We start from the raw sequence: 19558 nt of genomic DNA, 5'->3' as shown, positions 1-19558 counted from the left end.
CGTCGTGACATACCGGCGGCGCTTCACCATTTTGGGTTGTTCATCGTCGCCGGGCGTTCCACGCATCACCGGCGACTGGGGCGCCTGCGATCCCAAGAACGCAAAGAACCGACGTACGCGTGCAGCCTTCCTGATCGAGCAGATCGCGCCGGATGGCGGCATCACCACCGTCGTCATCGATACCGGCCCTGACTTCCGCGAGCAGATGATCCATGCCGGCGTCAGTTTCATCGACGCGGTGCTCTATACCCATGCCCATGCCGATCATATTCACGGCATCGACGATCTGCGTGGCTATTACCATATCTCGAACGAGCGCATCCCGATCTACGCCGATCCGCCGACCATGGACCGCATTCGCGAGGGCTTCCGTTACTGTCTGGAAACGCCGCCCGGCAGCAGCTATCCGCCGATCGTGCGGCCGGTGCTCATAGAAAATCTCGAGAAAAGTTTCACGATCGAAGGGGCAGGCGGCCCGATCCGCTTCTGGCCGCACAAGCAGCTGCACGGCGATATCCACTCGCTTGGCTTCCGCATCGGCAAGCTTGCTTATTGCAGCGATATCAGTGATTTCCCGCCGGAATCTATCAGTAAAGTTCAAAATCTCGACATCCTGATTATCGATGCCCTGCAATATCGGCCGCATCCAAGCCATCTGTCGCTGGAGCAATCGCTCGAATGGATCGAACGCTTGGCGCCGAAACATGCCATCTTGACCCACATGCATACGCCGCTCGATTATGAAACCGTGCAGGCTGAAACGCCCGATCATGTCGAGCCGGCCTACGATCAGATGCAGATCGAACTCGACGTGGAGGATGACGATCTATGAGCGAAGATATCAGGAAGCTTTCCAGCCTGGAGCGCGTCGAGCTTGCAGCGCGCACGCTGGGACTCGACATCTCGATCAAGCGCATGGAGCAATCGACGCGGACGGCCGAAGAAGCCGCCAAGGCCGTTGGATGCGCTGTTGGCCAAATCGTGAAATCGCTGGTCTTCGTCAACGCCGATACGCATGAACTGACGCTGCTTCTTGTTTCTGGCGCCCACAATGCCGATACGGCATATATTGCAACGGCTTATGGGGTTCGATTGAAGCGCGCCGATATCGATCGCGTTCGTGATGAGACCGGCTTTGCCATCGGCGGCGTCGCGCCGATCGGCCATCTCGTCGATCTGCCTGTTTTCATGGACGAGAGCCTTTTGGCCTATGATCGTGTCTGGTGCGCGGCTGGACGCCCGGACAGTATTTTCGCCTGCCATCCGACGACGCTGGCAGAGAAGATTGCCGCCAAGGTGATCCGCATCAAGACGAGTTGAGAACAGAGAAAGCAGCTGGCACGGCTGGTCACCATCATTTGCGAGAAGGTGCCTTTGGGGGGGATCAGCAAGGAACACCACAAAGAGGGATTGAAATCAACTCTCGGAAATCTCGCCAACCATCTGAAATAAAAGTAGAAACATCGCTATCGCAGATACAGTTATAGCCGATTTAGTTCCATAATCTATCTTATCTGATATTTGTATTGCCGGGGGTACATTCTATTTCCAAGTGCGACAGCGACCACCTGAGAACTCTCCTGCGGACATTCGGCCTATATGCACAAGGTCAGACTTTCGGTTGTTCATGCGTCGCGCAATGAATGCCGCCGCCAACCTGACCCACATTGTCGATGTCGAGCATCACGATTTTACGGCCCGGATATAGATTGGCCAGCATCGCCTTGGCCTTCTCATCGGCCTGATGGTCGCCAAATTGGGCAGATATCACGGCGCCATTGCAAACATAGTAGTTGACGTAGGACGAAACGAAGTCGTCCGTGTCGACACGGATGTCGGAAGGCTCCGGCAGGACGACGAGATCCAGCTTTTGGCCATCGGCATCGGTCGCTTCGGCCAAGATATCGCGTGTCTGAAAGGCGGAAACCGACCAAGGATCATTGGGGGCAACCTCCTCGCCCATCTGGATCAGGACGACGCCCGGCTTCACGAACCGCGCCAGAGCGTCGATGTGATAATCCGTGATGTCGGCACCCTTGATCCCCGGTGCCCAGATCATCTTCCTCGCCCCCATGGTTTCCAGCAGCATCGCTTCGATCTCAGCCTTGGACCCCTTGTTGCGGTTCGGATTAACAAAGGTGCTTTCGTGCGCGATCAGTGTGCCGTGGCCGTCGGTTTCCACGCCGCCAGCCTCGCCGACCAATCCCGAGTCGAAAATCTGAAGGCCCAACCGCTCGGCCACGCGGGCAGCGATCTGTCCGTCATTGCCATGAACCTGCTTGTTGCCCCAGCCATTGAAGTTGAACTGCGTCACCGCAATGCCGCCTCTGCCATCGACGACAAAGGAAGGGCCTGAATCCCGGCACCAGAGGTCGTCTGTCGGGATATCCCAAAGCTCGACCTTGGAGGAGATGCGCTTGCGGATCGCCTTGTGATGCTCGGCCGACGCCATCATCACAACAGGTTCGAAATCGACGATTGCGTTGGCGATTCTCGCGATGGTGCCTTGAAGATCGAAGAGGAAATCGGGGTCGTCATAAACCTTCCGGTTGTTCGGCCACTGCATGAAGGTGCGCTCATGCGGCTCGGTCTCTTCCGGATATCGGAAGCCGGCGCCGCGTGCTGCCGTCTTCGCACCGGCAACCCGAGAAAAAGCAGGGAGTCCGCCAGCCAAAGCAGCCAATTGAAGCAAAGCGCGGCGTGTCATCGGCATCCTAACACCCTGTCCGACCATGATGATCTCGAGTATCTCGCTTCTTGCATCTCCAGGCAATGCAAGGCACGCCTGTTGAGCACCGCCCTCGCCCATGCCTTTACAATCGTCGCGGGCCGCAGGCTCTCGACCCGATGCCGCAATCGATTTTCTTCACCTTCAATACGACGATCAGTTGGTGGTGCTCTGCTTGACCGTTGCGGCCGACCCCGTGGCTACAGCCGCAGCGGGCACGTAGGTATCCATAAGGCTCGCCATCTTGTTGTCGCGGATTTCGGCGGTCTTCTCGCCCATGACCACGCCGACGACACGGCGTCCGTTCTTGGTCGCAGAGGTGACGAGATTATAACCAGAGGCATCGGTGTAACCGGTCTTGATGCCGTCGGCGCCGGCATAGCGATACATCAGATTGTTATGGCCGCGCAGCTTCATGCCGCGGAATTTGATGCCGCGCATCGAGAAGAGCTTGAACTCCTCCGGAAAGTCCCGCATCAGCGCGACGCCGAGCATTGCCATGTCATGCGCCGTCGTGACCTGCTCCGGATCTGGCAGGCCGGAGGCATTCTTGAAGACGGTATTGCTCATGCCGAGCTGATGCGCCTTTGCGGTCATCGTCTTGCCGAAACTGTCCTCGGAGCCGCCAAGCTGCTCGCCGATGGCAACGGCAGCGTCATTGGCCGACAAGACGACAATACCCTCGACGGCCTCGCGCACGGTCACCTTTCGGCCAACGCCGACGGCCAGCTTGAAGGGTTCCTTCCCCTCGGCATTTTCCGACATGGTCAGCTTCTGATCCCATTTCAGCCGACCGTCATGCAGTGCCTCGAAAGCGAGATAAAGCGTCATCATCTTGGTGAGGGAGGCCGGATAATTCAGCTCGTTTTCATTCGATGCTTCAAGCACCTGACCGCTATGTGCATCCACGAGATAGCTCGCCTGCCCGGCCTCCGCCACCGAAGCTGCGCCGAGAAGCGATAAGGTCGAGATCGCTGCGGCGAACAGCAAGGACGTTGTCTTGAGCATGGGTTTGCAGTCTCTTTTATTGGTGTTCTTGATGGAGCAAGCAGGCGCGACCGAGATGAACCAGCGACCAGCTTTCGAGCGGAATGGATCGGGCAAATCTATGGCGGAAAGAAGAACGATGCCATGAAAAAAGGACTATCCGAAAATAGTCCCCAGCCTGCTGTTATCCGCCCTCGCCCAAATACTGATCTTACGATCCCGGTTTAACATCTAACTCATAAAATATGATTATTTTACTCATGTATTGTTGACGATTACGAGCTTCGCCTTTAAACACTCACGCGTCGGTTGCGATCTTGAGAAAGAGAGGCGGATCTCGCATGAAGCCAGGCTTTGATATCAATGACATAAGACGTCCAACCTCGGGTCTGGCCACAGCCACATCGGCTTTCGCTCTCGCCCTGTCGCTGTCGGGAAGCGCCTTCGCTCAGGATGGCGGGGCTGGTGGAGAGAGCGCCACGCGGTTGGAGCCGATCATCGTCGAGGGCGCGGAATCCGAGCAGGACGACGACAAGACGGTGACGGCGAAGCGCAGTCGCGGCGCGACCAAGGTCAGCACGCCGCTGATCGAGACGCCCCGCTCCGTCTCCGTCATCACCAAGAAGGAGTTGGAGGAGCGAGCGGCCAGCAACGTCGTGGAAGCCGTGCGCTATACGGCTGGGGTCACCACCGCCTCGACCGGTTTCGACCCGCGCTACGACGTCATCATGCTACGCGGCCAAGTGCTGTCGCTGAACGGCGATTATCGCGACGGCCTGCGCCAGTATTACGTCAACTACGGCAACTTCCCGACAGAACCCTATTCGCTGGAACGCGTCGAAGTCGTCAAGGGACCTGTCTCCGTGCTCTACGGTTCCGGCTCCCCAGGCGGGATCATCAACAAGGTCTCGAAGGAGCCGCTCGAGCAGCCGTTTCATGAAGTCGGCATTCTCTGGGGAACGAAGGATCGCGTGCAGGCGACCTTCGATTTCAGCGGTCCGGTCAAGCAGGGCGACGACCATCTCTTCTACCGCCTGACGGGCCTCGCGCGTTATGGCGATACCAATTTCGACATCGCCGACGATCGCTACATGCTGCAGCCCTCATTGCGCTGGAGCCCGGATGCGGCGACCTCCCTCACCGTTTACGGGTTGCTGCAGGCCGACGAAAGCGACGGCAGCCCAGGAGCCGTCATCGCGCCGGATGGCCGCGTCCTCGACATTCGTGCCAGCGATCCGGATTACGATCACCAGAAGGTGCGCCAGCAGCAGATCGGTTATCGTTTTGAGCACGAATTCGACAACGGCCTGACCTTCCGGCAGCATATCCGATACTCCCATATGGATCTGCGTACGCGCTACCTCAGCGTCGCAAGCTGGACCGGCACGATCGCCCATCGCGGCGCGACGGCCCTGCGCGACGATGCCCATATCTTCCAGATCGACAATCAGCTTGAAGCGAAATTCGATACCGGTCCGCTTGCTCATACCATGCTGTTCGGGCTCGACTATGCCTACCTGACGTCGTCCTTCGGTTACGGCCTCGATTGGGTGCCCAATCCCGCCTATGATCTCGACATCACCAATCCGCGATACGGCGTCTCGGGACCGACGCCGGACTATAATTTCTCGCTCTTGGACAAGGATATCAACCAGACCGGTATTTACGCTCTCGATCAGATCGAGCTCGACAAATGGCGCTTCACGCTCGGCGCCCGCCAGACCTGGGTCAAGCAGACTCTCGACACGACCTACCCGACGGCCGGCACTCGCGACCATCAATCGGAGACCAACAGCGCAACCTCGGTCCAGGCCGGCGCGCTCTATCTGTTCGACAACGGCATCGCGCCCTTTGCCAATTACGCCACGTCCTTCGACCCGGTAACGCAGCGCTCGGCCTCCGGAAGCGTGCTGGAACCGACCAAAGGCGAACAGTTCGAAGCGGGTGTCAAATACCAGCCGCCGGGCACGAACATTCTTCTCTCGGCGACGGCCTATCATCTCGTCGAGAAGAACAGGCCACAGCTGGTCAATCCCCTGTTGCTCACCTACCAGTCGCTCGGCGAGGTGACGACGAAGGGGCTGGAGCTGGAAGCGCGCACGGCATTCGATTCCGGGCTTGACCTGATCGCCACCTATACGCTGAGCCGCTCGGAAATCACCGAAGGCGACAATGCCGGCAAGGAAGTCGCCGCGCGGCCGCGCCATGTGGCTTCCCTATGGGCAAACTACGCCTTCGCCGAGGACTCTGCTGTGCCGGGACTGAGCATCGGCGCCGGTCTGCGCTACAACGGCAGAAGCTATACCGACAATGCCAACACCGCCGAGAACGCCTCGACCTTCTATGTCGATGCCGGAATGAGCTACGATTTCGGTGCGGCGAACAAGGACTATGCCGGCCTGATTGCGGCTGTAAACGTGCGGAACATCGCAAACCGTCGCGACGCGATGTGCGAAAGCGGCTTCTGCTATTTGGGGCAAGGCCGCAACGTCACCGCCTCGCTCAAATATCGTTGGTAGCCTTAGCTCCCTGAAATCTTCAGGAACATCGTCTTTCATAAGGCGTCCGGCCAATGGCTCGGGCGCCTTTGAGCATCCTAGTCCCAGAACCATGACTTGCTGACTTCCGCTCGCGCTTCCCTGCGCGTCATGCCGATATCGCGAAGCTGCTCGTCGGTCAGCTCGCGCAGGCTCCATCTTGTTGCGCGCTTTTCGAGATAGGCGTGAAATTTTACCAGTGCCGTCCACAGAAGTCGCGGCCTTCGTCCGGCTCCGCCAGAACCTCGCGCCGCCAACATCGGCCTGTCTATATCGGTGGTCATCTTCCTGCTCCTCAAGGCTTGCATCAACATGGCCTTAGGATGCACTGGCGCTAGCAATGAATGAAGCTTATGATCTTTATGCAATCCATAAGGAATTCTTCTATTGCTCAATCTGGATCAACTGGCCGCCTTCCTCAGCGTCGTCGATCTCGGCAGTTTCACGACCGCGGCCGACAAGGCCGGACTGACGCAACCGGCGGTCAGCCTGCAGGTGAAGCTTCTGGAACAGCGCCTCGGCGTAAAGCTGATCGAGCGCGTCGGTCGGAGGGCACAGCCCTCGCCGGCCGGGCTTGATCTGCTTGCGCACGCGCGCCGCATCGTCGAAGCGTGCTCCTTGGCGGAGGAGGCGATGACGCCTTTCCGCGAGGGATCGGTCGGCCGGGTGCGGATCGGCAGCGGCGGCACGGCTTCCATCCATCTGTTACCCCGCGCCATCGCCATGGCGAAGAAGCGCATGCCCGATCTCGAGATCATCGTCCGCGTTGGCAATATCACCGAGGTCCTGCGCGATCTCGAGGCGAATGCGCTCGATCTTGCGGTGGTCGCCCTGCCCGCCACCGGCCGTTCCCTCGAGGTCGAGCCATTCCACCAGGACGAACTTCTGGCTGTAGCACCAAAGGGCAGCGTGATGCCGGACGGCGGACCGGATGTCGAATTCATGAGGGGCAAGACGCTGCTGCTCTACGAAGGCGGCAACACGCGACGCGCCGCAGACGAATGGTTCGAGACTGGTGGAGTTCGCCCCGAGCCGGCCATGGAATTCGGCAGCGTCGAGGCCATCAAGGAGCTGGTCGCCGCCGGCCTTGGCTGGTCCATCCTCCCGGATATGGCGCTCCGTCGCGACAGGTCGGACCTGCTGGTTACCTCGCCGCTCAAACCGAGGCTCATTCGGCAACTCGGCATGGTGTTGCGCCGAGACAAGCATCTCACAAAGGGCCTTCGTGAGATCATGAAAGCGCTGCGTGAATTTGAAGCACCGGAACATGCGGCATAGCCGCGGCGGGGCACCTATTGACGCCTCGCCGCCGGTCCGACCGATTATCTGAGCTGCTTGCGGCGCTCGATCTCGTCTTCGGACGGGTCCTGAGCAGCGAAGGAGCCCGTCTTTACCGCACCGTCCGGCTGATAGGTCGCAAAGATGACCCCGGTCTGAGACGACTGGGTGCGCAGCAGTTTCATCGCCGCAGGCACCGCGCCGCCTGCAAACAGCTTCTTGCCGCCGCCCAGCACAACGGGAAAGATCACCAGGTTGAATTCGTCGATCAGTCCGTGGCGAAGCAGGGTCTGAATGAGGTCGCCGCTGCCCTGAATGAGGAGATTAGGCCCCTCACCCACCTTCAACTGCTTGATCGCCGCAACAACATCCTCGCCGAGAGATTGGCTCTTGTTCCATTTCAACGCGTCATCGCCGCGCGTCGCAACATATTTGGTGACGCCGTTGAATTTATTGGCAATCGGATTGTCGCCCTCGACATAGGGCCAAAAGGCGGCGAAAATCTCATAGGTCTTGCGTCCGAGTAGCAGATCGAACGGCTCTTCGAACAGTTGGAAGAGTAGTTTGCCGGTCTCTTCGTCCGAGTGAGGGAACACCCAACCGCCATGCTCGAAACCGCCGCTCGGGTCCTCCTCCGGGCCACCCGGTGCCTGCATGACGCCGTCGAGACTGACGAATGTTGCTGCGATAACCTTGCGCATAATGTCCTCCTTTTCCGACATAGTGCCCGAAGGACGTCTCGCTGCATTCTATGCCGACATGCCGTTGATTATTTTTTGAACACGCAATCTAACGTTCGCGTGGGACTTGTGACCAATTGACTCTTGAACGTCGCCACGGAATCGGCAAAATTCATCCTATCAATATATTTTCCTGAGATACGAACCCCTCTGCGGGCCCGCCTCGTTTAATTATGCCTGGATAAAAGCGTGAGCAGCGATTCATCAAGAAGCGCGGCGGAGCCAATGGCTTCGCTGGCGCATGTCAATGCGGTTGGTTGGGGCCAAGGCCTGTCGACGATCGTTCGTATCACCCATATGACGCTGCGCCACCCCTGGCAGACAAGCTTCGCCATTGGGGCAACTTTTGTAGCTGCAACGTTGCAGCTTATGATCCCGCGCCTGCTGGGTCGTGCCGTCGACCAGACGCAGACGGCGGTTGCCGGCGGTGCCGCCGGGCAGATCGCGGAAAATGCCTTGATGACGACAGCCCTGCTGCTGCTCGTCATCAGTATTCTGCGCGGCCTGTTCACGATGGTGCAGAACTATTACAGCGAAGCAGTCGGCCACCATATGGGCTATGAGCTCCGGCTCGCCTGCTACGAGAAGATCCAGCAGCTCTCCTTCAGCTTCCACGACAAGGCCCATTCCGGCGATCTCATCACGGTCGGGCTGCTCGATCTCGAAGGCGTGCGCATGTATTTCTCCACGGCACTGGTGCGCATGGTGCTGCTCACCATGCTGATCGGCGTCGGCGCCTACATGCTGCTGTCGACCGATGTCGCGCTCGGCCTGCTGGCTCTGAGCTTCGTGCCTTTCGTCGCATGGCGCTCCTCCGTCACGCAGTTGCGGTTGCGTTCGACATGGCTCGACCTGCAGGAACGTCTCTCGGTGCTGACGCGCGTGATGGAGGAAAATCTTGGCGGCATCCGCGTCGTGCGGGCCTTCGCCGCGCAGGCGCACGAACTCCTGAAGTTCGATCGCGCCTCGCACAGCGCGCTGTCACTTGCCCACAGGCGCGTCGGCATCCGTGTGGTCAATACCAGCGCCATGAACCTCTCCTTCTTCGTGTCGATGGGCCTCGTACTCTGGCTGGGTGGCCTCAAGGTCATCAATGGCGAGATCAGCGTCGGCACGCTGGCCTCGTTCCTGACTTTCATGACCATCCTGCAGATGCCCGTGCGTCAGCTCGGCTTGATGGTGAACGCCTTCGCCCGCGCCTCCACCTGCGGATCGCGCCTTTTTGAGTTGCTGGATCTCGACATCCCCATCAAGGATGCCCCGGACGCCAAGCCGCTTGTCGTGACCGACGGTACGCTGCGTTTCGAAAATGTCGACTTCAGCTATCCCGGCTCGGAAAGGCGGCCGGTGCTGAGGAATATCTGTTTCGAGGCAAAGCGCGGTGAAACGATCGGCATCGTCGGACCGCCCGGCAGCGGCAAATCCACCATCGCCCATCTCATTCCGCGCTTCTACGATGTCACGGGCGGGCGGATTACCCTTGACGGCCAGGATATCCGCAAGGCGACGCTGCAATCGCTGCGGCAGAACGTTGCCGTCGTGCAGCAGGATTCCTTCCTGTTCACGACGAGCATCGAGAACAATATCGCCTATGGCGACCCCTGGGCGAAAGAAACCCGCATCGAGCGCGCCGCCGAATCGGCACAACTGCACAATTACATTCTGGGCTTGCCGGCCGGCTATACCACCGTCGTCGGCGAGCGCGGCGTGTCGCTGTCCGGCGGCCAGCGCCAGCGCCTGACGATCGCCCGCACGCTAATGCTGAAGCCGGCTGTCATGGTGTTCGACGATTCCACCGCCGCCATCGACGCCGCCACCGAGCAGCGCATCCGCAGCGCCATGAAGCGCTTTGCGCGCGACCGGGTGACGCTGATCGTCGCTCACCGGCTGAGTTCGCTGATGCATGCCGACCAGATCCTCTTCATCGAGGATGGAGAGATCGTGGAGCGCGGCACCCATGAGCAGCTTCTGGCCGCGGGAGGGCGGTACAAGGCGCTTTACGACTTGCAGGTTCGCCCTGAGGACGATGTGGTCAAGGTGTCCGGCAGCAAGCTCGAAAGAGCGAAGAGGGAGGTCTGACAATGTCGGAAACTATCGAAACGGAGCGCAACGACGTTCGCGAAGATGGGCGTCGCCCTCCCCGTGCCGTGGTCGGCTCGCATCGCGTCGAAGAGGAAATCTTCGGCAAGGTCTTCGACACCAAGATTATCAGCCGGATCTGGGCCTTCGTCAGCCCCTATCGCCGGCAGATCTATATATCCGTCGCGGCGGTTCTGCTCTTCACCGGCTCCCAGATCGTCATACCGCTTGTCATCCGCCATGCGATCGACAATGCGATGGCGCCCGGCGCCATAGACTATTCGGCGCTCTGGCTGTCCCTGGGGATTTTCACGGCGGCAATCCTCGTCAATTACGGGGCGAGCTACGTGCAGGAAACCTATGTCGGCCAGGTCGCGGAAGAGGTCCTGTTCGACATCCGCCGGGCGATGTTTGCGCATCTGCAGCGCGTCTCGCTGTCCTTCATGGATAAGACCGAGGTCGGCCGGCTCATGTCGCGCCTGCAAGGCGACGTCAATTCCATGCAGGAATTCCTTGAAACTTCCGTGCTTTCCGTCGGCGACATCGCCCTGCTCTTCGGCATCGTGGTCGTCATGCTGTCGCTCGATTTCCGGCTTGGCCTGCTGACGCTGTCCGTCATGCCGATCCTGTTCATCGTGCGGCTGTTCTGGCTGCCGAAGGCGCGCGTCGCCTTCATGAATGCGCATGAAACCAACTCCGTTACCAATGGCGCGCTGGCGGAAGCGATCCACGGCGTTCGCGCGGTCCAGGGCATGCATCGGCAAGCCGTGAATTTTGGTCTCTTCGACGACAAGGCCCACACCAATCTGCAATCGCATCTGACGGCGGCACGCTATGCCCAGGTGATGGTACCGATCGTCGATACCCTGACCGGCATGGCGATGGCGATCGTCATCATCGTCGGCGGTTCGATGGTGTTGAACCACAAGCTCGATGTCGGCATCATGGTCGCCTTCCTATTCTACATTCAGCGCTTTTTCGACCCGATCCGTTCGCTGACCATGCAATATTCGGTCATGCAGCGCGCCATGGCTTCCGGCCAGCGCCTGACCGAAGTGCTCGACGTCCCGGTCGATATCAAGGACGCACCCGACGCAGTGGAGCTGTCACCCGACATGGACGGCTCGGTCGAATTTCGAGATGTCGTCTTCGGCTATGACCACAAGCATCCCGTGCTGAAGAATGTCAGCTTCAGGGTCAATCCGGGAGAAACGGTGGCGCTGATCGGCCCGACAGGTTCAGGCAAGTCGAGCTCGATGGCGCTCATCCACCGCTTCTACGATGTCCAGCAGGGCCAGGTGCTGGTCGGCGGTCATGACGTGCGGTCCCTCACCCAGGATTCGCTCGGACGTCAGATCGCGATGGTACTGCAGGAACCGTTCCTCTTCACCGGCACTGTGCTCCATAACATCCGCTACAACAAGACGGAAGCAACGCGCGAGGAGGTCATCGAAGCCGCCAAGGCCGTCGGCGCGCATGAATTCATCATGCAGCTGCCCGATGGCTACGACAGCGTTCTCGGCCAGCGCGGCGGCGGTCTCTCGCTCGGTCAACGTCAGCTCGTCAGCTTCGCCCGCGCTCTTGTCGCCGATGCAAAAATCCTTGTGCTCGACGAAGCCACGGCGAATATCGACAGCTACACCGAGATGCTGATCCAGAAGGCATTGGTGAAGCTGCTCGAAGGTCGTACGGGCCTTGTCATCGCCCATCGTCTGGCGACCATTCGAGAAGCCGACCGCATCCTCGTGCTACAGAACGGCCATCTTCTCGAAAGCGGCAACCACAATCAGCTGATGGCGAACGGCAAGCTCTATTCGAAGCTCTACAACCTCAACTACGCATCCTTTGACGATATTCCGGAGGACGAGGTGTCAGCTTCCGTGCCGATGGAGTCGCAGACCTAAGCCACACGGACAACAACAATTTCACCGACAGCAGCGCTCGCCCTTCAATTGGAGCATCGCGCTGCGCGTGCAGTGGCGCTTTGCGCCGGCGATTTCATCTCCTTCACTCTACCCATTGCGCTCGCGACGGTCCCGGCGCAAACGGGTCGCCGAAGTACTGGGTCTCGCGGACCACCTTACCATCCCGGAATTCCATAATGCTCACGGAATAGGACGGTCTATCGTCATAGGTAAGGATAAACTCCGTGATCCAGAGGTCCCCTGCTCCAACGATACGCCGCACAGTGAAGCGCTTGGAGTTGGGTTGCGCGACGCGGGAGGCTTGAATGTTGTTCCGCCCCCTGATGCGTTCACCCGATTGCGGGTACTCGAGCACTGCATCTTCCTCGTATATGTCGTGCTCGACATCGAAGTCATTTGCGTCCGAAGCGGTCCAGTGCCGATCGAGCGCTTTTCGAATTTCATTGTCATCCATCTTTGCTGCCCCAGATTGCTGCTCAGCAGATCGATAGGCTTCGGGACGCCAATTCGAATTGAAGGATCATGCCGCTTTATTGGGGCGGCTATCAAAGTCCCATAGTTGATCCTATATCACTTTTCATCGGACGTTGCGCGTTGCCTTTCCGCCATGAAGGTGCGCACCACTTGAGTCTGCTTCATTTCGAAGTCTGCAGCGGAGAAGATCATCAACAATGGCCGACAATATTCTTGTTCTCTACGGCTCCTACCGGTCGGATCGCGTCGGCATACGTCTCGCGAACTATATCGTTACCAGCCTCCGTCAGGGCGAAAACGATGTAGAGCTGATCGACGCGAAGGACGTTGGGCTGCCGATGCTCGATCGGATGTATAAGGAATACCCCAAAGGTTCTGCTCCACCGGCAATGGAGAAGCTTGCCGCAAAAATTCGGGGAGCCGATGCCTTTGTTTTCGTCACAGGCGAATACAACTGGGGCATCCAACCTGGCCTGAAAAACCTGACCGATCATTATCTTGAGGAATGGTTTTGGCGGCCGGCGGCAATTGCGAGCTATTCCGGCGGTCGTCTTTCCGGCGCACACGCGGCGCCCGCCTGGCATGGCACCCTTTCCGAGATGGGAATGGTCGTCATCTCCAGCACGCTTGCCGTCGCCAATATCTCAGCTGCATTGGACATTGACAGCAAACCTACGGGCAGCGGAGGCGATGCGCTTGCGAGAGCTTTTCCCCGTTTTGCCGAGGATCTCGCCTGGTGGACCGAGGCAGCAAAACAGCAGCGCGCTCGCAAGGCGCCTCCCTACTGAGAGCTCGGCGTCCTGTCTCTAGTAGCCCGCCGCATATCTCGCCTTCGTCGCCGATGCTTTGTTGCATAGGCGCTTTTGCGATGAACGACTAATTTACATAGATGATCTGCTCGGCACCGAATCGATACAGTCGTCTCGCTTCCCTCATTCCCACTCGTTCAAGCAGACGGCGGGATGCAAAGTTGGTTGACTGTGTTTCCGCTATCAACCGCTTGAGCTGCAGATCTCTCAAAGCGTAATCTAGGACGCGCCTGGCCGCTTCCGTTGCATAACCGAGGCCCCACGCGTCGGGATGAAATTGATACGACAACTCGCGATCATGACCGTCTCTGTGACGTGAAATGGAAATCAAGCCAAGAGGTTGCCGCGAATCCTTGGTTTCCACCAACCACACCACTTCCCCTTCCTCAAACGTGAAATAGCCAGAAATCGCCGCTTCGCGTTGAGCAATCGAAACGGGGCCGCCGAGAAAGCGGCGCACCTCCTCGCGGGCGATCAACTCCCCGACAAAGGCCCTGTCGGTAGAAAGAAGCGCGCGCAGGTGTAACCGCTCAGTGTCCAGACTTCGGTTTTCCATCATGTCGTCAATCTATCGAGAGCGAGACTGAATGTCAGTCGTCGAACGTATGCCTGGAATGACCATAACGTGGGGTTCTCCTGCGAGCAGATTTCCGAGTACTCACTAGTAACTTGCATAATGCTAGTTACTCATGCTATTCGCATCGCCATGCAACGAACAAGTTTCAGCGCCTTCAAATGCCCCGCCGCCCGTGCGCTCGAAAGCGTCGGTGACTGGTGGAGTATTCTGATCCTGCGCGATGCGCTCCAGGGATTGAGCCGGTTCGATGAGTTTCAGAAAAATCTCGGCGTTGCGCCTAATATCCTGACGCGCCGGCTCAAGCACCTGACCGATGAAGGCCTGTTCGAGCGGCGTCTCTACAATGAGCGGCCGCCACGCTACGAATATGTGCTGACCGACAAGGGTCGGGATTTCTTCCCCGTGCTGATGGCACTGTTTACCTGGGGCAACAGGCATCTGCCTGCCGAAGAGGTCGCCATGCGGCTCGCCGACGCCAATACCGGCGAGGACCGCGACCCGCTTCTCATCGACCGCGTCACCGGCCGCGCCTTTCAGCCCGAAGACACGATCCTCGTGCCGGGCCCGGCGGCCGACGACACGGTTCATGAGCGCATCGATCAGATGAAAGCATGGTTTCTGGGCTTCGACGCCTAACCGAACAGGAGCAAGACATGGATCGTATCGTCGTCACCGGCATGGGGCTGGTTTCGCCTCTGGGCGTGGGTGTCAATACAAGCTGGAAACGGCTGATCGAGGGGCGCTCCGGCCTTCGGCTGCTGTCCGAGGATATGGTGGGCGATCTCTCGGCCAAGGTCGGCGGGGTTGTCCCCGATATCGCTGGGGATGCGGAAGCCGGCTTCGATGTCGACCGCTACGTGCCGGTCAAAGACCAGAAGAAGATGGATCGCTTCATCCTCTTCGCCATGGCGGCTACCGAGGAAGCAATCCTTCAGGCTGGCTGGCAGCCGACCGAACCTGGCGACCTGGAGCGTACCGCCACCATCATTGCGTCAGGCGTTGGCGGGTTTCCGGCCATCGCCGATGCGGTGCGCACCACCGAAGCGCGCGGCGTCAGAAGGCTGTCGCCCTTTACCGTCCCCTCCTTCCTCGTCAATCTCGCCGCCGGCCAGGTGAGCATCCGCTACGGATACAAGGGACCGCTCGGCGCGCCTGTTACGGCTTGTGCCGCCAGCGTCCAGGCGATCGGCGACGCCGCACGGTTGATCCGCGCCGGCGAGGCCGATGTCGCCATCTGCGGCGGCGCGGAAGCCTGCATCGACAAGGTGAGCCTCGGCGGCTTTGCCGCAGCGCGCGCGCTCTCGACCGGCTTCAGCAACCGGCCGGAAGAAGCCTCCCGCCCCTTCGACAATGGCCGCGACGGTTTCGTCATGGGCGAAGGCGCAGGCATGCTTGTCATCGAGACCTTGGAGCATGCTCTCGCGCGCGGCGCGACGCCGCTTGCCGAACTTGTCGGCTATGGCACAGCCGCCGATGCCTATCACATGACGGCGGGGCCTGAGGATGGCGATGGCGCCCGCCGGGCGATGCTTGCCGCCCTTTCCCAGGCGCGAATTTCACCGGCCGAGGTCAAGCACCTGAATGCGCACGCGACATCGACCCAGGTTGGCGACCGTGGCGAGATGGAAGCCATCAAGACCGTCTTCGGGCGCGAAGGCGCAATCGCGGTCAGCGGCACGAAGGCAGCGACGGGCCATCTTCTGGGTGCTGCCGGCGGCATGGAAGCGATCTTCACCATCATGGCGCTGCGCGACCAGATCGCCCCGCCGACCCGCAATCTGCAGGATGCCGACCCCGCCGCCGAGGGTATCGATATCGTCGGCACGAGCGCTCGGCCGATGGCCATGGACTATGCGATCTCCAACGGCTTCGGTTTTGGCGGCGTCAACGCCAGCGCCCTTTTCCGCCGCTGGCAGTAATGCTCAAAGCGCGCTAAGCTCACCCCATATCACTGGGGATGGACATGCGCGCTTTTTCCATAGCCGCCTTTCTCTGCTGCATCGCGTTCGCATCGGCCGTCCGAGCGGAAGATCCGGTGCAGACGGCACAGAATCTCATCGAGCAACAGATCGAAGCTTTTCTGCACGATGATGCGGCGACGGCATATTCCTTCGCTGCACCCGGCATCAAGGCGCTCTTTCCGGACAAGGACAGCTTCTTCGCCATGGTGAAGAAGAGCTACCAGCCCGTCTATCATCCCGGCAACTATGCCTTCGGCAAGAGCCGCGCGATCGACAATGGCGCGGTCGTCTATCAGGAGGTGCTGATCACAGGCACCGATGACAAGGACTGGACGGCGATCTACCAGATAACCCGGCAACCCGACGGCAGCTACAAGATCAACGGCGTGCAGATTCTTTCGAAAGCGACGAGCGAGGGTATCTGAGCAAGGGTCAGCCCAAATGAAAACAGCGCGCCTCCTCGAGAGACGCGCTGTTCGATGGCTTGAACTGGTCTTGTTAGCCGCGAATTCTAAGCGAATTTCCTGCCGAGGTGTTGCCGTCGAATTCCGGGCGCGGCTGCGGAATAACAACCGTCGATGCCGGCATCGGCGTATTCGTATAGATGGGCTCGCCGTTTGAAAGCGGTCCCGAAATCGCCATGTCCGTGGGTGCCGGCGTCGGTATCGGAACTGCAGCCGGGATGAGAACGGCACTCTGCGGCATCGTTACCATCGGGTTCGAGACCGGCGTAAAGGCGGCTACGGACAAAACCGGTTGCACCGGCTGTGTCTCTGGCAGCACGAACGGAGATTGCGACGCACCCTGTGCGGACACGTAATTCATCGCGACCTCATAGGCCGGAAGCGGCGCAGGCGTCTGCAATTCGCCATCCCGACCACGCTTCTCATAGAATGCGTTGCCGCCGGCATAAGCGACATAGTGCATATTGTCGTACGGGAATCTCAGGCCCTCGGTATGAAAGAACATCGCGTCCTTCACCTGGGGATGCCGCTCGCCACGCAGGATCGCCGCGGCAGCGACATCAAGATCCTGCTTTGCCTGATCCTTGACTTCCCTGGTCATAACGCCCGGAGCAAACTGCTTCTCCTGGGAAACGACGCCGCAGATCGTCGGCGGATAGGCACCGGAAGTCAGTCGGTTCATCACAACCGTGCCAACGGCCATGTAACCGCTGGGATCGGAACGTTCCGACTCGAAGTACATCGCGCGTTCGAGACAGTCCTTGTCCTTGGTCGTGTAATTATACGTCACCTTCGCACCACGAATGGGCTTGGTGGTATTGCTCGAGGTAGATGTTGTCTTCTGCGTCGTCGTGCAGCTGGTCGCGGCCAGACCGACAACCAATAGCCCTGAAAGACATGCCCCGAATTTACGTTGCGCCCTCAACGGCAAGTGCCTCCTATTTTCGGTAGTGCAGCCCTTATCGATCAAGAAAAAGCGTTTTAGCCGGATTTTTTCGAAATTCCAAGCACCAACGCAATCAAATCTGCCAATGACATTTTTCAAAGGCGGATGGACCGTCTATTCCGATTCGCTATTTTTCCCAATGCTTTATTGCAGCCAATGCCATTTCGAGACATGGCCGAAGACAGAAATTGCCCAAGGCAAGCCTGTCCCAACCGGCTCAAAACAATGTGCGTTAAACATAACGATCAATCGATAATAAAGGATTTACCAAACGCCTTAACAGCTTTGACGCCACCCGACTTCGATGAGGATTCGCCCCGGCGCGAAGCAATAAAACAGCCATCCGCCGCGAACGGCGGCAGGCGGCTTCCAGACCTCGCAGCCCGTCGCCCTAACCTTCTCGTATTGCGCATCCACCGCCTCACGGGACGGCAGGATGAAGCCGATATGATAGGTATTGCGGCCGACCGCAACCGTATCGGAACCGCCAAATTTCTCGACGGGACGGCTGATGACCAGTTCGAGCCCGGCATCATCGCGCAGAATCGCAAGGCCATTTGCGCCGCGCGTTTCGACCTCGGTCAGACCGAACGCGGCGACAAGAAAATCCCGGGTCGCGGCGACATCGGGTACATGCAAATCCAGGTGGTTCAATCTCATGACAGCTCCAGGGGTTTTCCCGCGGAGACATGTCGGCCAGACGCCCACGTCAACGCGGGACACTCGGTCAGTATGACCAAGTTCCGCGCCGTGGGTTCTCACGCCAAAGGCGTGGAGCAGAGCTTCCGATTGGAAGGGGTCGGGCTTACCGAAACCGACCCTGCCTTTTTCGACGGTTCGCGATAGCGTGAAATTGCCTTGCGTGCAAGCGAGCATAAAACTGGCTGACACAAACCAACGGCTCGATGATGCCCGCGATCACACCGGCTCGAGATCGCCCCGCGCCCAGTTTTCCTGCGTTTCGGCCATGAAATCTGCAAAGCGGCCTTCAGCGATCGCCTGGCGGATACCCTGCATCAGCTCCTGATAATAGGCGAGATTGTGCCAGGAGAGCAGCATGCCGCCGAGCGCTTCGTTGGCGCGGACGAGATGATGCAGATACGCGCGCGAATAATCCCGCGAAGCCGGGCAGCTCGATTGCTCATCCAAAGGGCGCATGTCTTCGGCATGGCGGGCATTGCGGATATTCACCTTGCCGCGCCGCGTGAAGGCCAAGCCGTGACGGCCCGAGCGGGTCGGCATCACGCAGTCGAACATGTCGATGCCGCGGGCAACGGATTTCAGGATATCGTCCGGCGTGCCAACACCCATCAGATAGCGCGGCTTCGCTGTCGGCATTTCCGGCAAGGTGATCTCAAGCATGCGCAACATGACTTCCTGCGGCTCGCCGACGGCAAGGCCGCCGACCGCATAGCCCTTCAGGTCCATGCCGCTCAGCGCCTGGGCCGAACGAACGCGAAGCTCCGGAACGTCGCCGCCCTGCACGATGCCGAACATCGCTTTGCCGGGCTGATTGCCGAAAGCCACCTTGCAGCGCTCCGCCCAGCGCAACGACATTTCCATGGCGCGCTCGATTTCCTTCGGCTTCGCCGGCAAAGCCACACACTCATCGAGCTGCATCTGGATATCGGAGCCGAGCAGGCCCTGGATCTCGATCGACCGCTCCGGCGACATGTGATGCAGGCTGCCATCGACATGCGACTTGAAGGTGACGCCCTGCTCGTCCAGCTTGCGCAGACCTGAGAGCGACATCACCTGGAAGCCGCCGGAATCCGTGAGGATCGGATGTTTCCAACGGATCAGCTCATGCAAGCCACCCAGACGGGCGACACGCTCGGCGGTCGGGCGCAGCATCAGGTGATAGGTATTGCCCAAAATGATATCGGCGCCCGTTTCGCGCACCTGGTCGAGATACATGGCCTTGACGGTGCCGACCGTGCCGACAGGCATGAATGCCGGCGTGCGGATCGTGCCGCGCGGCATGGAGACTTCGCCGAGGCGCGCGCCGCCATCGGTCTTCTTCAATTGAAACTGAAAGCTCTCGCTCATGTCG

General features: G+C 59.4%; 19 protein-coding genes. 10 read left to right on the top strand and 9 right to left on the bottom strand.

Annotated features, from left to right (window positions below; translation table 11 throughout):
- The first annotated feature begins 4 nt into the window (after positions 1–4).
- A complete protein-coding gene (locus ACIQWP_RS23460) occupies positions 5–832 on the top strand; it encodes an MBL fold metallo-hydrolase (RefSeq protein ID WP_402792798.1) in 828 nt (275 codons plus the stop codon).
- Positions 829–1320, top strand: coding sequence for a YbaK/EbsC family protein (locus ACIQWP_RS23455; protein ID WP_402792794.1), 492 nt, complete (start codon positions 829–831; stop codon positions 1318–1320). The genes ACIQWP_RS23460 and ACIQWP_RS23455 overlap by 4 nt, the downstream gene beginning before the upstream one ends.
- 289 nt (positions 1321–1609) lie before the next feature.
- Here the strand turns inward: ACIQWP_RS23455 and ACIQWP_RS23450 are convergent, their stop codons facing one another.
- Together ACIQWP_RS23450 and ACIQWP_RS23445 are read right to left on the bottom strand one after the other, a co-directional pair.
- Positions 1610–2713, bottom strand: a complete 1104-nt coding sequence (locus ACIQWP_RS23450; protein ID WP_402792792.1) for an agmatine/peptidylarginine deiminase — start codon at positions 2711–2713, stop codon at positions 1610–1612.
- Positions 2714–2884: 171 nt separating this feature from the next.
- Positions 2885–3736, bottom strand: a complete 852-nt coding sequence (locus ACIQWP_RS23445; RefSeq protein ID WP_402792791.1) for a D-alanyl-D-alanine carboxypeptidase family protein — start codon at positions 3734–3736, stop codon at positions 2885–2887.
- A 320-nt stretch (positions 3737–4056) separates the two neighbouring features.
- Here ACIQWP_RS23445 and ACIQWP_RS23440 point away from each other — a divergent pair, with 320 nt between their 5' ends.
- Positions 4057–6234: a TonB-dependent siderophore receptor gene (locus ACIQWP_RS23440; RefSeq protein WP_402792790.1), complete on the top strand. Its 2178-nt coding sequence runs from the start codon at positions 4057–4059 to the stop codon at positions 6232–6234.
- Between the two features lie 77 nt (positions 6235–6311).
- Here ACIQWP_RS23440 and ACIQWP_RS23435 read toward each other — a convergent pair whose 3' ends face one another.
- Positions 6312–6536 carry a DUF1127 domain-containing protein gene (locus tag ACIQWP_RS23435; RefSeq protein ID WP_402792788.1) on the bottom strand — a complete coding sequence of 75 codons (225 nt, stop codon included), beginning with the start codon at positions 6534–6536 and terminating at the stop codon, positions 6312–6314.
- Positions 6537–6639: 103 nt separating this feature from the next.
- Here ACIQWP_RS23435 and ACIQWP_RS23430 point away from each other — a divergent pair, with 103 nt between their 5' ends.
- On the top strand, positions 6640–7530 hold the full coding sequence (locus ACIQWP_RS23430) for a LysR family transcriptional regulator (protein ID WP_402792786.1): 891 nt from the start codon (positions 6640–6642) through the stop codon (positions 7528–7530).
- A 44-nt stretch (positions 7531–7574) separates the two neighbouring features.
- Here the strand turns inward: ACIQWP_RS23430 and ACIQWP_RS23425 are convergent, their stop codons facing one another.
- Positions 7575–8231: a dihydrofolate reductase family protein gene (locus ACIQWP_RS23425; protein ID WP_402792784.1), complete on the bottom strand. Its 657-nt coding sequence runs from the start codon at positions 8229–8231 to the stop codon at positions 7575–7577.
- 264 nt (positions 8232–8495) lie between these two features.
- Here ACIQWP_RS23425 and ACIQWP_RS23420 point away from each other — a divergent pair, with 264 nt between their 5' ends.
- Together ACIQWP_RS23420 and ACIQWP_RS23415 are read left to right on the top strand one after the other, a co-directional pair.
- Positions 8496–10349 (top strand): ABC transporter ATP-binding protein, encoded by a 1854-nt coding sequence (locus ACIQWP_RS23420; RefSeq protein WP_402792957.1) that lies wholly within the window; start codon positions 8496–8498, stop codon positions 10347–10349.
- A gap of 2 nt (positions 10350–10351) precedes the next feature.
- Positions 10352–12253 (top strand): ABC transporter ATP-binding protein, encoded by a 1902-nt coding sequence (locus ACIQWP_RS23415; protein WP_402792782.1) that lies wholly within the window; start codon positions 10352–10354, stop codon positions 12251–12253.
- Positions 12254–12356: 103 nt separating this feature from the next.
- On the opposite strand, the gene ACIQWP_RS23410 is transcribed toward ACIQWP_RS23415, so the two are convergent.
- Positions 12357–12728, bottom strand: a complete 372-nt coding sequence (locus ACIQWP_RS23410; RefSeq protein WP_402792780.1) for a nuclear transport factor 2 family protein — start codon at positions 12726–12728, stop codon at positions 12357–12359.
- Between the two features lie 217 nt (positions 12729–12945).
- Between ACIQWP_RS23410 and ACIQWP_RS23405 the strand changes: the two genes are divergently transcribed.
- Positions 12946–13536: an NADPH-dependent FMN reductase gene (locus ACIQWP_RS23405; protein WP_402792778.1), complete on the top strand. Its 591-nt coding sequence runs from the start codon at positions 12946–12948 to the stop codon at positions 13534–13536.
- A gap of 88 nt (positions 13537–13624) precedes the next feature.
- Here the strand turns inward: ACIQWP_RS23405 and ACIQWP_RS23400 are convergent, their stop codons facing one another.
- Positions 13625–14116, bottom strand: a complete 492-nt coding sequence (locus ACIQWP_RS23400) for a GNAT family N-acetyltransferase (protein WP_402792776.1) — start codon at positions 14114–14116, stop codon at positions 13625–13627.
- Between the two features lie 147 nt (positions 14117–14263).
- Here ACIQWP_RS23400 and ACIQWP_RS23395 point away from each other — a divergent pair, with 147 nt between their 5' ends.
- From ACIQWP_RS23395 to ACIQWP_RS23385, 3 genes are read left to right on the top strand one after another with little or no spacing between them, the layout of a single operon-like run.
- Entirely contained in the window at positions 14264–14770 is a 507-nt protein-coding gene (locus ACIQWP_RS23395) for a winged helix-turn-helix transcriptional regulator (protein ID WP_402792955.1), read from the top strand.
- Between the two features lie 17 nt (positions 14771–14787).
- Positions 14788–16053: a beta-ketoacyl-ACP synthase II gene (fabF, locus tag ACIQWP_RS23390; protein ID WP_402792774.1), complete on the top strand. Its 1266-nt coding sequence runs from the start codon at positions 14788–14790 to the stop codon at positions 16051–16053.
- Positions 16054–16097: 44 nt separating this feature from the next.
- On the top strand, positions 16098–16520 hold the full coding sequence (locus tag ACIQWP_RS23385) for a DUF4864 domain-containing protein (RefSeq protein ID WP_402792772.1): 423 nt from the start codon (positions 16098–16100) through the stop codon (positions 16518–16520).
- Between the two features lie 73 nt (positions 16521–16593).
- Here ACIQWP_RS23385 and ACIQWP_RS23380 read toward each other — a convergent pair whose 3' ends face one another.
- The 3 genes from ACIQWP_RS23380 to tgt form a co-directional block, all read right to left on the bottom strand.
- Positions 16594–17484 carry a cell wall hydrolase gene (locus ACIQWP_RS23380; protein ID WP_402792770.1) on the bottom strand — a complete coding sequence of 297 codons (891 nt, stop codon included), beginning with the start codon at positions 17482–17484 and terminating at the stop codon, positions 16594–16596.
- A 297-nt stretch (positions 17485–17781) separates the two neighbouring features.
- Complete coding sequence (locus ACIQWP_RS23375; protein WP_402792768.1) at positions 17782–18165, bottom strand: VOC family protein; 384 nt, start codon at positions 18163–18165, stop codon at positions 17782–17784.
- Between the two features lie 258 nt (positions 18166–18423).
- Positions 18424–19554, bottom strand: coding sequence for a tRNA guanosine(34) transglycosylase Tgt (gene tgt / locus ACIQWP_RS23370; RefSeq protein WP_402792766.1), 1131 nt, complete (start codon positions 19552–19554; stop codon positions 18424–18426).
- Positions 19555–19558: the final 4 nt, after the last annotated feature.

The organism is Rhizobium sp. NPDC090279, from assembly GCF_044769665.1.
Classification (GTDB): Bacteria; Pseudomonadota; Alphaproteobacteria; order Rhizobiales; family Rhizobiaceae; genus Rhizobium.
The sequence above is the reverse complement of the archived record's forward strand: the minus strand, read 5'-3'. Positions and strand labels throughout refer to the sequence as shown.